Origin of the sequence: Veillonella sp. S13054-11, from assembly GCF_002959795.1 — a bacterium.
Classification (GTDB): Bacteria; Bacillota; Negativicutes; order Veillonellales; family Veillonellaceae; genus Veillonella; species Veillonella parvula_E.
This window is the reverse complement of record NZ_PPCY01000004.1, coordinates 258,947-272,620: the sequence shown is the minus strand read 5'-3', so window position 1 is coordinate 272,620 and position 13,674 is coordinate 258,947. Positions and strand designations below refer to the sequence as shown.

Here is a 13,674-nt window from a genome sequence, read left to right as displayed (position 1 = left end):
TACAAAATAATAAGGTACAATCAATTCTTTGACTGTACCTTATATTTTAACTCATTTTGAGAGTACTGTAAATTTATAAACAAACGCTGAATGAGATTTTTATTAGATGTTTTGTGTTTCAATCCAAACATCCATTTGGCCCCCACAAACCATGCCTTCTTTAACAGCTACGTCATCATCGAGATGAACATCGATACGACGGTGAGCTTCTTTTTTATTCAAAGAGTCCACCGCACTTAGGCGGATTTCATTTTCCGCACGGCCACCGCCGATAGTACCAAAAATAGATCCATCAGGAAATACAACCATAGATGTACCAGCTTTACGAGGTGTGGATCCACAGGTATATAAAATAGTGGCTACTGCTAAGGTTTCGTTTTTACGTTCACTAAGGTATTCAATAAACTCACGATTCATGGATCACTCTACCTTTCCGCAATGAGCCGCCTTTTTTACCACGCACCACTGCCAAATATTCACTAACGATAGATAATGCAATTTCCTCAGGCGTTTGAGCTCCTAAATCTAGACCAATAGGCGCATATACCATATCTAACTCATCTTGAGTCCATCCTTGCTCACGCAACACTTCAAAAGCATGATGGATGCGTTTTTGGCTGCCCATAACGCCCATATAGGTAGGCAAGTACCCTCGTAATTGTTCTAAGCATATATTATCGTACTCATGAGCACGTGTCACAATGATAAAACCAGTATATTCATCAAGAGGTAAATCGTTCTTGAAGTTTTCTAAAGGTAAGCACTTACGTGTAACACGTTCATCAAAGAATTCAGGCACTACATATTCTGGACGGTCATCTACGACTGTAACGCGACAGCCAATAAACAACAGCAAATCTGTAATAGCTCGGCTAACATGACCTGCGCCTAATACGAGAACTGACGGATCATTTTCTACAGGTTGTACGAAACACTCCATTTCGCCTACCATGCATAGAGAATTTAGCTTTGCTTTATCTACAGTAAACCCTTCAATAGGAGTTCCGTATAGAACCCTTCCATCTTCAGCATAAATAGTCTTATCCCCTTGACGAGGACCGGATAGAACGGTAACCATCACAGTAGTTTCAGTAACCTGTAGACGATCTTTCATCACATCATAAATTGTTTCCATCTAGATTCCTTTCATAATCCCAAGCGGTAACAGCCTCTAATACACCTCCACCGACAGCAAGGGATTTATCTGAAATACTATAGCAATGAGACTCTTCACAACGAGCATCCACATCAGCCAACTTAAAATGATCTGATACGATAAGCCCACTTTTTAAAATGCCTCGTAGAATACCTGTAATTTTCGCTCTTACTGGTTCTTCATCAACATAACCAATTACTTCATTAGCTTGTACAGAATCCCCAATATGACGTTTTGCTGTAAATAGTCCAGCCTTTGGAGAATGAATAACACGCTCATGAGTGTAGCCACCTACATTTCCAGGGATACCTGTATTAGGTTGAGCTGGTCCATCATAGATACAGCGACCTAATGAATGACCACGCATCGTTTCAATGACTACATCTACATCTTCTCCAGCAGTAAATCCAGGGCCCACACCGATAACGAGATCTGCATCATCCCGTTTTGTACCAAGATTCTTTTTACTCAAAATAGCATCGACTACAATCTCTGGTTTTAAAGTGTCCAATAATTCCTCATATGAGCTAGTGACAACGGGAATGATTTCCTGTGCCAATGTATCCTTCACTTCACCAAGAGACACATGACGAGCAACAAAACGTTCCAAAATCATTTCTCCACGATGAACCGCATTACCGTAACATACTTCGCGGCGAATCATGGTAGGAATCGCTATTTCACTAATTACAACGGGATATCCCGCCCGTCTCAATCTATATACAGCGCCAGAAGCGATGTCTCCGCCTCCACGCATGAGTACCAATGGTTTCATAATGCCTCACTTTCACGATGTTTCAAACGCTCAAAATCATCGGGTGTATCGATATCGTCGCCAATATCATCACTAATCCATAATTTCACGACATGGGCTTTACCATCACCATGAATAATGGTCTTACCCCCTTGATCCCCTTGAATCTGTTGTAAATAATCAAACCAATGAGAACCAAAGAGAACGGGATTTCCCGAGTGATAATTTGCCCCATAATGTGGAACGACGATAGTTTTCGGATGAAAGTTTTCATTAAACGCACGAATGACCTCGTGTACAACAGCACTCGTCAGAAGTGGTTGATCTCCTACTGAACAGAGAATACCGTCTAGCGGTAAGGATGACGTATTCATCAAATGACGTACTCCCATTGCTATGGATACGCCTTGCCCTAGTTCAGGATGGTCATTTCGAATGGCTTCAAAACCATAGTTTGTGACAATTGGTTCTAATTTCTCATGATCATCACCAGTAACCGCCACAAAAGGTAGCTTACACGATACAGTAGAAGCCACCTGTCCACCCCATCCACCTTGAAGAGCCCCACAGACCGCATCTAGAACAGTCTTACCACGCCAGGGCAAGAGTTGCTTATTACATCCCATACGCTTGGATTGTCCTCCCACAAGGAGGACAATGCCAATATGCAAAGGATGACGGTCTATGGGGTCTCTCATGGGACTAAAAGCGGTGCTACAATTTGCTTTCATAATAGTCATGAGTACCTACCGACATTGAATAATGCGACGGATTTCACAACTTGCTTTATATCCATCAGCCAAAATGATAGCCGTAATATCACTATCAACAATATGATCAATAAAATCATCGATAATGCGATGTTGCACTGTTTCATAACCAGTACAGAATAATATTTTCTTACCCTTACTGTATTGGAATAAACCTTGCCTATGCAAAACAAGATCGGCTAACATACGAGGAGTTACAATAGCCCCCATATCGCGTTTTACAATATCTTGAACCAGCTCGATATTATGTACGTGCTCATCATCTAATGGGGCCCCTAGCATTTGTAGATTCACGAGGCCAATCGTAGTCTTTGTAAGAGATGGAATGACAGGTTCGGTCGTCTTAGGTGCCTTGAGCCATTTTTCCTTCGCCCCATCTGCTTCTACAACAATTTGCCAATTGGGATGTAACTTGGATAAACCATCGATAAGATCACAATCTAAGGAGTCTACTTTTGTTCCTGTAATTCCAGCGAACCACGCACCACAATAGCCACGTAAAAGTCGGTCAGTACAATACTCATCAGCTTCATTAATATTACGAGTATAAATCGGTTCATAATGAGCCACCTGAGACTCATAAAGTCGAGTCGTAGTCGTAACTACTATGGGCTGACCTTTCAGCCGTCCATATTCTACTAGTTTTGAAAGCACAGTCGTTTTACCGCCTGCCCCAACAAGGGCAACGATTCCCGGCTGAATCAATCGATTCCAATAGGATGTTTGTGATGTCATAGAACCAGGCCTCCTTAGAAAGTAAAAGGAACTAGAAATCTCTATACTTTATATTTCTCGTCCATAGCCATAAATACCTTCTCAGGTGTCATAGGTAATGTACGAATATCCGCACCAACTGCATTTTTAATGGCATGTTGGATAGCAGGGCACCCCGTATTGATGACAACCTCACCAATAGATTTAGCTCCGAAGCCACCTGTAGGCTCGTAAGATTCTACAAAGTCTGTATGTAATTCACCAATATCCTGACGGGTTGGGATTTTATAAGTCATAAGATTGTTTGTTTCCAAACGACCATTGTTGGAATAGCGTACATCTTCATATAAAGCCATACCGATAGCTTGTACCACACCACCCTCAACTTGAACGCGAGCCAATTTAGGGTTGATAACAGTACCACAATCAACACAAGAGTAGAAATGAAGAGGAATAACCTTACCTGTTTGTTTATCTACCTTTACCTCAGCAATAGATGCCATAAATGGAGGTGGAGACGTATGACTGCCCCATGTAGCGAAACCAGACAATTGCTCTGCATTAGCACCAACTAATAATTTTGGTGCCAATTGATGGATATCCATTGTTTTAGCACCATCTTTTGTGGTAGCTACAACGCCGTCAAAGTCAACGTTTTCAACGTCGGTTTCAAAGAATTGAGCAAATTTAGCAATAATCTTAGTGCGCAATTCTTCTGCTGCCATCTTAGCAGCAGTACCTGTTACATAGGTTGTACTAGATGCGTAAGACCCTGGATCGAATGGTACGATATCTGTATCTGATTCAATAACAGTCATATATTCCATAGGACAGCCAATTACTTCACAGGCCATCTGAGTCAATACGGTATTAGACCCCATGCCCATATCAGAAGACCCAGTATACAGTGTATAATTACCATCGTCACCAAGGCGGATTTCAACAGACGCCACATCGATATTCGCGACACCAGAGCCTTGTAATGCTAAAGCCATGCCAAGTCCACCGCGATAGCGCTCATCAATGTCCCAAGAATGAGGGCGTTCATCCCAACGAGCCATTTCTTTTACCCGATTTACGGTATCTTGGAAAAGACCAGAATCAAGATATTCATCTGGAGCATATACTAAGCTTTGTTCACCTTCCGCTATTAAGTTCTTCTGACGTAATTCAGCTGGATCAATCCCCATCTTATCAGCTAACTGGTTTACTGCACATTCTAATGGCCACAATGCTTCTGTTGCACCATACCCACGGAAAGCACCACCAGGAGTTTGGTTAGTATACACACCCTCTGTACCATAATGAACAGCAGTCGCTTTGTTGTACAACGGTACAGATTTATGTTCACCAGCCGTTGTAGTAGTGAAGCAATGAGTTGCATGTGCACCAGCGGCTGTGATGGAGTCCATATCAATAACTTTAATAATACCATCTTTTGTAGCACCTACGCGGATTTTCCATTCACGAGCATGACGTGTAGTGGAGCAAGTTTGTGCTTCTGTACGATCGTATAAGAGATAACAAGGTTTTTTCAATGTCCACGCTACAAAGGCCGTCATAATTTCTGTACAAGCCGTTTGTTTAGAGCCGAAACCGCCGCCGATACGAGGTTTAATAACACGGACTTTTGTAGCCGGAATACCGAGTGCACGAGCGATGTGACGGCGTACATGGAATACGATTTGCGTAGAGGATACGATAACTACACGACCAAGCGCATCTATATATCCAAAGCTTTGGAATGGTTCCATCGCTGTTTGGCGTGTGGCCTGGTCAAAGTATGTACCTTCTGCCACGTAATCACATTTAGCAAGTTCTGCCTCCACATCTCCTACCCGTTTGTGATAGGATACGCAAATATTGCGTTTGTAATCTTGTCCTACAGGGATATTATTGTGAATATCATCTTCAGGATGTACTATAGTTTCATGGTCGATAGCAGTATGCATATCAAGTACAGGTTTCTGTACTTCGTATTCAACCTTGATAAGCGGCATTGCTTTGAGCGCTGTAGCTTCATCTTTTGCTACGATGAGAGCTACTTCGTCTCCAACATAGCGAACTACAGGGTCCAAAATAAGCGCATCATAAGCGGATGGCTCTGGATATGTTTGACCTGCTAATGTGAATCGCGTATTAGGCACATCTTCATAAGTAAAAATAGCTTCTACGCCAGGAATCAATTTGGCTTTAGATGTATCAATAGATTTGATGCGCGCCTGAGCATGAGGACTACGAAGAGCCTTAATAACGAGCGCATCTTTGGGAACAAAATCGCCAGTATAAGACGGTTTACCAGACAAAATACCTTTGGAGTCAACTTTGTCATAGGACTTACCAATATGCTTGTTCATCATTATAGGCCTCCTTCTAAGAATTTACGAACTCCTCGAAGTTGTGATTCATAACCAGTACAGCGACATAAGTTACCTATGAGGTATTCGCGAATCTCATCATCGCTAGCCTTTGGATTTTTGCGTTTCAAATTGATAGCACTCATCATCATGCCAGTTGTACAAAAACCACACTGATCTGCGCCCTCACTTGCGATACAAGCCGCTAATAATTCAGCTTCCTCTTGTAAGCCTTCTAATGTAGTAATTTTATGGCCTGGCGCACGAAATGTAGGGTATGCACAGGACAAAATAATTTCGTCATCCACCCATACAGTGCAAAGGCCACAGTTTGTGGTGTCACAGCCACAGCGGACACTGTAATAGCCAAGATTACGCAATGTATCTAGCAACATCTCATCAGTTGGCACATTAACAGTTACATTTTTGTTATTAATATTAAGTACGAGTTCCATTATTGTGCCACCTCCTTAGCTAAGCGTTGAACCATTGCTTTTACCATTTCCATGCGATATTCTTTGGACGCATGAGAGTTAGATTGATACACTAGTTCTTCAGATGCCAATTGACCTGCTTCTTTTGCGGCAGATAATCCTTTTTCTGAAAGCAAGGCACTTGCTTTAACAGCTAATTGAGGTACACCAGGTCTTGTACCGATATACAATTCAACCCCTTTTTCATCATGGCGAAGAGCACCTGTCAATAACGGGAAATCACCACGAGAAATGCGAAGGGCTTCAACAGCTACAGGTACATCTACTTTAGGGATGCGAATCTCCATGAGAATATCACGTTCTCTATATGCCATATAATCTTGCATGGACATACGACCGCCTTTGAAGGTAACGATGTCTGCATGCACTGCCAATAGCGCAGGGATGATATCAGAGAAGCCAAACTTACTTGCTACAGAACCGCCCATGGTAGCAGTATTTCTAAATTGAACGCCAAGAATCTCCTTAACGCCTTTAACTACGGCACCGCCGCAGAATTGTTGTAAAGGCTCAAAGCGTTCCACATCTCCTTGTGTCGCCATAGCGCCAATTACAAACTCCTTATCTTCTTCACGAACATAACGCAAATCAAGACTCGCCATATCAATCACTGATGGCCAAGTTCGTCGTCCTAGACGCAGCCAACAGCCGCCTGCTAGCATAGGAGCAGTTTTGTTCTTTGTGGCTAATTCATAAGCCTCTTCCACCGTCTTCGGTTGTAATACTTTCATAAATGCTAACATAATCTGTCCTCTCAATGGTATACTAATACTAACAGAATTACGGTGCTAACTATAAAAATACAGTTCTCACCAAACTACAAACTTAACAAAAAACTATAGAATCTCGTGCATTTCTTATACTTTTATTTTACCAATTATTTACCACTAAATCTACGATGAAAGATATAAATTTACAGGAAATTTGCAAAGAATTACATATTTATGAATTTGGAATTGCCTCATGGCCACTACCTGAACAGGCCAAAACTATTTTATTTGAAAGCAACCCCTGCCCCTTCACTACGGCAGATGTGGAGGCAAGACTACTAGGAACGACTCAGTTTATACCAAAAAGTGCCATCGTTTGTCTATTCCCGTACCATGTACAACACAAAGGCCATGCCAATCTATCGCGCTATACATGGTCAACAGATTATCACCTGGTCATTAATGAATATTTAGAACGTCTTATTGAAAGATTACAAATAATTGATGACTCGGCTCAGTTCTCCATTCATTGCGACACCTCTCCTTTAGCAGATCGGTATATGGCCTACTTAGCAGGCCTTGGCTTTTACGGAAAGAACAACTGTTTTATCAGCCCTAAATGGGGTTCTTATGTCGTTATTGGTACGATTTTAACAACACTAGAACTCAAACCAAATGCCCCTCTTGAGCAGTCCTGTATAGGATGCAATCGTTGTATTACAGCATGCTTAGGCCAATGTTTGGGCCATGACGAATTTAAATTCGCGACTTGTAAAAGCTACTTAACTCAGAAAAAAGGAGAACTTACCGATGAAGAGGAACAGATTCTCGCTAAAACACCACTCGTATTTGGTTGTGATGTGTGCCAAGAGGTGTGTCCTCACAACAAAGATATTCCAACTACGCCCATCCCAGAATTCCAACAGATAGAACCGTATATCAATATAGACGAACTAGAAACACTAACGAACAAAGAATTCAAAGCAAAATACGGTCATCGAGCCTTCTCGTGGCGAGGTAAAAAAATACTAATGAGAAATCAAGAGATTATAGATAGAAAAAGTAAACTATAATATTCAATAAGGCATAATAATTAACAAATACGCTTATAATAATTATTATTAAACAAACTAACAAAAATTTGATAAAGCATTAGCAACATAATCTACAAATCGTTAGAATCAAAAAGAGACGGCCCAGATGAACTATACCTTCAAAATTGTGTCCAATTTTTGGGGTACAGTTCAAGAAGTTGTCTCTTTTAGTAGTTATTTAATTTCGTAATAGTTCAACTCATCCAAACTCTTACCAAGAGCAGGAATATATAATTCAATAAACATATCTACCTCAGGCATATTTAGAGTTTTCAACTTGGCTAAGATAGAGTCATGTGCCTCTTTAAACTCATCATTTCCTGCCTTGAGCTCTTTGACGCATTTCATATAGGCTGAAATTGTATCGGCAGCCTTAACGATAGGCCATTCTGGACTAGCCTCTGCATCAACAAGTATAGGCTTATAAACAGATTGTAACCGGTCTGGCAAGGTTGATAGCATTTTTTCTTGCGCCAAAGTTTCAACCTCACCATACAGTTCACGCAACTTTGGATCAAAATACTTGATTGGTGTTGGCATATCTCCTGTAAAGATTTCACTTACCTCATGATACATGGCTATGACAGCTACCTTATTAATATCTACATTTCCTTCGAAGTATTCATTTTTTATAGCTCCCAAATTGTGGGCTACCATAGCCACTTCAAGGCTATGTTCTTGAATATTTTCTATTTCCGTATTTCGCATGAGGCTCCATCGATTGATAAAGCGCATGCGTTTTAAGAATGCAAAAAATGAACTCATATGTCCCCCATTACACAATAGGTCCTTAAATGACCCCACGGAGTTTAAAGCCATAATCAAGGAATTGTACCGCTTCGTCCCAACGATTATCATCATTAAGCATAACTACAATCATAGTATGGCCCTTACGTGTGGCAGACGCAATCAAACATTCTCCTGCTGCATTTGTAAAACCTGTTTTCAAACCATTTGCGCCAGGATATTTGTTGCGAATGAAGTGGTTTGTAGTACGAATTGTTTCTGGTGCACGGTTTTGGTACGGCACCTTGTAGTAATCATTGGCAACCTTGTCACGGAATATTTGGTATTTCATACCGTACGCGGCAATCATCGCTAAATCACGAGCCGTAGAATGGTGACCCTTTTGTGTTAATCCATGAGGATTCAAGAACACACTATTCTTTGCCCCCGCTTTTGCAGCAATGCGAGTCATATCTTTAGCAAATTTATCCACAGAACCACTTACATTTTCGGCTACTACAACGGCCGCATCATTACCACTAGCAACCATCATACCTTCAAGAATACCTTCCAATGTAATCTGATCGCCTACGCGAACCCCAAGGTTTGATTCTTCCATGCTCGTTGCATAGCTACTTATAGTAGCTAATTCATCAAGCTGTGTGCCCTTTAATTCTAAGGCAGTTAACAAGGTGACCATTTTTGTAGTACTAGCTGGATGCATCCACTTATCTGGGTTCTTTGCAAATAAAATTTCTTTTGTATCTGCATCAATTAGGACTACGGCCTCACCAACAGTAGAAGGAGGTGCAATGTATGCAGCTTGAGCAACACTAGCACCTATAAATATGATTCCTATAAAAGTTATGGCCAATACCAATTTCTTATAAAACATATGAATATTCGTCGTTAAAAGTGTCATCACTCTCGTTCTACCTTCCAGTATCTTAACTTTCAAGACTATCATCTATTGCTACATTTGTAGTAGTTGCTTTCTTCTTTGTCCCTTTAATTTCACCTGTCGATGTATCTACACTTTGAATATATACTACACGTTGAGGATATGGAATATCGATGCCATATTTATCAAAGGCATCTTTTACATCAGACATAATGCTATATTGAACAGCGAGGAAATCATTCGACTTAACACGAGCATAAGCGGCGATTCGTACAGAATTATCTCCAAATTCAGAGATACCTATTTCCATATTCTTCGGATTAAGGACGCGTTTATCTGCTGCAAAAATATTTTTTAAGATTTTTATTGCCTCATGATGATCATTATTATAACCAATGTCAAACGTAAATGGGATAACCCGTTCTGTAGTATAAACAATGTTAGTTACAGCTTGTGATGTAAGAAGAGAGTTAGGTATGTATACATTCTTTTGATCTTTTGTAGTAATAACTGTATACATAAATTGGATTGATTTAACACTGCCGACTACATCACCGACCTGAATAACGTGACCCGCTCTAAAAGGTTTGAAGATAAGAATCAATAAACCAGATGCTAAGTTAGAAAGGTTATTCTGTAAGGCGAGACCAATACCTAAACCAAACGCACCAAAAGCAGCTATAAAGGATGTTGTAGGAATACCGATTTGGTTTAAGCAAATCAACACTAACCCTACCAGCAAGGCATAATTTATAATTTGAGTGATAAAGCTCATCGCTGCTGAGTCATAGGAAGCTTTTGTCATAATGCGAACGGCAAAAGCTTTTACCCATTTAATAGCATATCGCCCAATCCAAAATAAAATTAATGCTAATAAGATATTTCCAGCTTGTGCAAAAAACCAGTCCCTTATTTGAATTAATATATTAGCGTCTTTAAAAAGAAATTCAGAAACAGCACTTAAGAAATTAGCCATAGTAACCATCCATAATATAAATCTATACAATCACAAATATCTATCACAACATAATAGCAATATAATAACGGTAAATATATATGCTATAATTTTACATATGCATTTGCAATACGATAATAAAGATATTATATCGTTATATTCCATATATAACAATCATAAAACTAGGGAGACTTACATGTTCAAAAATCTATACGAAGCACCCCAAGAGCTCGCTACTGGAGGCTATGTAACTAGAGAGTTACACTCCGTTACGGTACACTTTGACGATATCCACTATTCTCTTTCGAGCGGACAATTAAATGGTGGCTATCACCATACGCTAGCGGTACGCAACCAACAGCTAACATATCAAATCGAAACAGAAAAAGATTTACCCGGTGGCTCTGTAGCCGATTATTTGGCTCAAGAATTTGAACATATTGATACTCCTGTTCATTTTAGTACAGCACTTCTCACGTCTGCCACAATGCATCTACACGCCTATGCCAAAGTTGAAGAACATGATAGTATTGTGGAAACTATCGTGACTGCAGGCTATGAAAAAACGGCACATCGCGCAGGTACAGGCTATTGTTACGAAGAGCGTGATGGAGACTTCATAGTGCCAGGCACAATTAATATTCTCGTATTTACAAATAAAGCTTTAACAGATAGCGCTATGGTAAAAGCTATTATGACGATTACCGAGGCAAAAACCGCAGCCCTACAAGATTGGAATGTTGAAAGCGTACGACTCCATCCGTTTATTAATGAAGACATTCCTGACGCAATTACAAAAGAACGCAAAACATCTGCCACAGGTACCTCTACTGATGGTATCATTCTCACCATCGATACAAATGGAGATATCTTAACAGATGCTGGTTCCTTCTCATTATTTGGAGACACCTTAGCCAAGGCTGTCTATGTAGGCGTACAAAGAGCACTAGAAAATGCTATCGGCGCTGAATAATCCTATTTTGTAATATACAAAAATATCTAGAATGATACCCTAAAAATTATCATTCAATACCCCACTCATATATGAAAAATATAATACAAATGAAAAACCGCACATCCTAGGCGATCGGAATGTGCGGTTTATTGCATATAAAACTGTTACATATACTATAATTCTTGAAAATGAATATCAAATTAAAATTTGAGATATTTTCTCAAATTTTTCAAATTAATTATTAGATTCAAAGAACTATTATGTTTCATATGTTCCATGAGTATTATGTGCCTTTAATATTCATGGAAGAATTGTTGTAACTTTTTAAGATTTTTAGTTTTTGTAAGCCCTAGCATCAATAGAATACGAGCTTTTTGTGGACTTAAAGTATCACATACGAGATAGTTTGCCAGTGCATCTTGTGGCACTGCAGATACCATGCCACTACCGGTACGAGAAGCACGTACCGTTGGAAACTTTGTATTCTGTGTGATTTGACGTACATTTTGTGGGATAGTACCATGACCAAGCCCTGTTAAGATCAAACCGTCAGGATTTGTAGCAACTACACTCATAGGCACCATATCATCCATACCACCGTAGCAAGTCATTATAACTACACGAGGCAACTCAGCTAATTTACTCACATCAAATACGGAGTCTTGAGTATGGCGGCGAGTCGATGTTTTATAATAGTGGGCAACACCATCTTGTACAATACCAAGATGCCCCACTAATGGACTATCAAAGGTCGCTACATTAGTAGTATTGCATTTAGATACATCCCTTGCCCCATCAATGTAGCCATTTAATACGACTACCACACCTTTACCTACAGATGCTGGTGTTCTCGCTACTTGAATAGCTTGCAACAAATTAATTGGACCATCAGCACTGATAGCGCCAGCAGGTCTCATAGATCCAGTAACAACAATTGGCTTGTCAGTATGAACAGTTAGATTTAAAAAGTATGCAGTTTCCTCCATACTATCTGTGCCGTGAGTAATAACAACACCACCGATATCATCTCGATCAACCAATTTTTGCACCAACTTAGAAAGTTCTAACCAGTGATTTACGGTAATATCGGAGCTTTCAATATTACTGAACTGAGTATATATATAAGGACCATACGGTTTTGTACCAGGTACAGAGGCTAGAATTTCGTCGAGACCTAACACCCCTGCTGTATAGCCTGTCAGATCGGTATCAGAAGCACCTTGTCCTGCAATGGTCCCACCAGTGCCAATCAAAGCAATTTTTGTCTCCATATTATCTCCACTATAAAACTATAAAATAATTATTGTTGTTGAATTTAAAGATTTGGATCAAATGACGGCATCAATTCTAATTTATGTTTATTGATTCGATTCAGATGATCTATTCGCTCTTTTGTCGGCTGATCTTCAATTTCACCAGTTCTGATATAACGATCCAGTACAGCATAGGTAAATCCTAATTTATCCTCATCTGACTGACCACTAAGACCATCACTTGGTACCTTATCAACTAGATATAATGGAATATCAAGGAGTTTACCTATTTGACGAACCTCTTCTACCACGAGTTGTGCGAGAGGACTAAAATCTCCTGCACTATCACCAAATTTTGTGGAGTACCCTACATAATCTTCAGAGCCATTACAAGTATTTGCTACTCGAGCACCATTTGGCAAATTTTGCCCTACTGCATAGAGAGTTGCCATCCGGAGGCGAGGCGGCGTATTGATGGCAGCATCTTTAGATAAATCAGCTCTTTCCGTTACAGCTTCATACCCTTCACCTTGAACGATAGCCTGAGTTAAAGCCTCATAGGCAGCACCTATATTAACCGTCATATGGGGAATACCTAAGTACTCCACAACTGCCTTGGCATCATCAATATCCGATTGAACTCCATTTGGCATAAGAACACCCACCACGCGATCTGCACCGAGTGCTTCTTTGCAAAGAGCTGCCACGATAGTAGAGTCTTTACCACCTGAAATGCCGACTACAGCACTACAGTTAGGACCATTTTCACAAAAATAATCTCGAATCCATTGAACGAGGGCATCCTTTGTAGCTTGTGGATTTTCTAACATAGACC

The 13,674-nt window shown here is 40.1% G+C and carries 15 protein-coding genes; 2 read left to right on the top strand and 13 right to left on the bottom strand.

The annotated features are described in order from the left end of the window. Window positions 1-102: 102 nt before the first annotated feature. The 8 genes from VPHSUH08_RS05120 to VPHSUH08_RS05085 are packed head-to-tail and all read right to left on the bottom strand — an operon-like array spanning window position 103 to window position 6,988. Window positions 103-417, bottom strand: coding sequence for an XdhC family protein (locus tag VPHSUH08_RS05120; RefSeq protein WP_004693881.1), 315 nt, complete (start codon window positions 415-417; stop codon window positions 103-105). Next, entirely contained in the window at window positions 407-1,135 is a 729-nt protein-coding gene (locus VPHSUH08_RS05115) for an XdhC family protein (protein ID WP_004697774.1), read from the bottom strand. The genes VPHSUH08_RS05120 and VPHSUH08_RS05115 overlap by 11 nt, the downstream gene beginning before the upstream one ends. Next, entirely contained in the window at window positions 1,119-1,931 is an 813-nt protein-coding gene (gene yqeB, locus VPHSUH08_RS05110; protein ID WP_077708062.1) for a selenium-dependent molybdenum cofactor biosynthesis protein YqeB, read from the bottom strand. Before yqeB ends, VPHSUH08_RS05115 begins: the two co-directional genes overlap by 17 nt. Beyond that, window positions 1,928-2,650, bottom strand: coding sequence for an NTP transferase domain-containing protein (locus tag VPHSUH08_RS05105; protein ID WP_105086939.1), 723 nt, complete (start codon window positions 2,648-2,650; stop codon window positions 1,928-1,930). Before VPHSUH08_RS05105 ends, yqeB begins: the two co-directional genes overlap by 4 nt. 6 nt (window positions 2,651-2,656) lie before the next feature. Beyond that, complete coding sequence (yqeC, locus tag VPHSUH08_RS05100; RefSeq protein WP_105086938.1) at window positions 2,657-3,415, bottom strand: selenium cofactor biosynthesis protein YqeC; 759 nt, start codon at window positions 3,413-3,415, stop codon at window positions 2,657-2,659. A gap of 41 nt (window positions 3,416-3,456) precedes the next feature. Further along, window positions 3,457-5,754: a xanthine dehydrogenase family protein molybdopterin-binding subunit gene (locus VPHSUH08_RS05095; protein WP_105086937.1), complete on the bottom strand. Its 2,298-nt coding sequence runs from the start codon at window positions 5,752-5,754 to the stop codon at window positions 3,457-3,459. After that, window positions 5,754-6,206, bottom strand: a complete 453-nt coding sequence (locus tag VPHSUH08_RS05090; protein ID WP_004693892.1) for a (2Fe-2S)-binding protein — start codon at window positions 6,204-6,206, stop codon at window positions 5,754-5,756. The genes VPHSUH08_RS05095 and VPHSUH08_RS05090 overlap by 1 nt, the downstream gene beginning before the upstream one ends. Continuing rightward, the gene (locus VPHSUH08_RS05085; protein WP_004693894.1) at window positions 6,206-6,988 is read right to left on the bottom strand and encodes a xanthine dehydrogenase family protein subunit M; all 783 of its coding nucleotides are present in this window, start codon (window positions 6,986-6,988) and stop codon (window positions 6,206-6,208) included. Before VPHSUH08_RS05085 ends, VPHSUH08_RS05090 begins: the two co-directional genes overlap by 1 nt. A gap of 155 nt (window positions 6,989-7,143) precedes the next feature. Here VPHSUH08_RS05085 and VPHSUH08_RS05080 point away from each other — a divergent pair, with 155 nt between their 5' ends. After that, complete coding sequence (locus VPHSUH08_RS05080; protein WP_105086936.1) at window positions 7,144-8,028, top strand: epoxyqueuosine reductase; 885 nt, start codon at window positions 7,144-7,146, stop codon at window positions 8,026-8,028. A gap of 195 nt (window positions 8,029-8,223) precedes the next feature. Here the strand turns inward: VPHSUH08_RS05080 and yfbR are convergent, their stop codons facing one another. The 3 genes from yfbR to VPHSUH08_RS05065 are packed head-to-tail and all read right to left on the bottom strand — an operon-like array spanning window position 8,224 to window position 10,652. Beyond that, the gene (gene yfbR / locus VPHSUH08_RS05075) at window positions 8,224-8,814 is read right to left on the bottom strand and encodes a 5'-deoxynucleotidase (protein WP_105086935.1); all 591 of its coding nucleotides are present in this window, start codon (window positions 8,812-8,814) and stop codon (window positions 8,224-8,226) included. Between the two features lie 25 nt (window positions 8,815-8,839). Then, a complete protein-coding gene (locus VPHSUH08_RS05070) occupies window positions 8,840-9,697 on the bottom strand; it encodes a D-alanyl-D-alanine carboxypeptidase family protein (protein ID WP_105086934.1) in 858 nt (285 codons plus the stop codon). 25 nt (window positions 9,698-9,722) lie between these two features. Beyond that, window positions 9,723-10,652 (bottom strand): mechanosensitive ion channel family protein, encoded by a 930-nt coding sequence (locus tag VPHSUH08_RS05065; RefSeq protein ID WP_105086933.1) that lies wholly within the window; start codon window positions 10,650-10,652, stop codon window positions 9,723-9,725. 175 nt (window positions 10,653-10,827) lie between these two features. Here VPHSUH08_RS05065 and VPHSUH08_RS05060 point away from each other — a divergent pair, with 175 nt between their 5' ends. Beyond that, the gene (locus tag VPHSUH08_RS05060; RefSeq protein ID WP_105086932.1) at window positions 10,828-11,604 is read left to right on the top strand and encodes an adenosylcobinamide amidohydrolase; all 777 of its coding nucleotides are present in this window, start codon (window positions 10,828-10,830) and stop codon (window positions 11,602-11,604) included. Window positions 11,605-11,879: 275 nt separating this feature from the next. Here the strand turns inward: VPHSUH08_RS05060 and VPHSUH08_RS05055 are convergent, their stop codons facing one another. Continuing rightward, complete coding sequence (locus VPHSUH08_RS05055; RefSeq protein WP_105086931.1) at window positions 11,880-12,857, bottom strand: asparaginase; 978 nt, start codon at window positions 12,855-12,857, stop codon at window positions 11,880-11,882. Window positions 12,858-12,901: 44 nt separating this feature from the next. Beyond that, complete coding sequence (gene nadE / locus VPHSUH08_RS05050; RefSeq protein WP_105086930.1) at window positions 12,902-13,669, bottom strand: NAD(+) synthase; 768 nt, start codon at window positions 13,667-13,669, stop codon at window positions 12,902-12,904. Window positions 13,670-13,674: the final 5 nt, after the last annotated feature.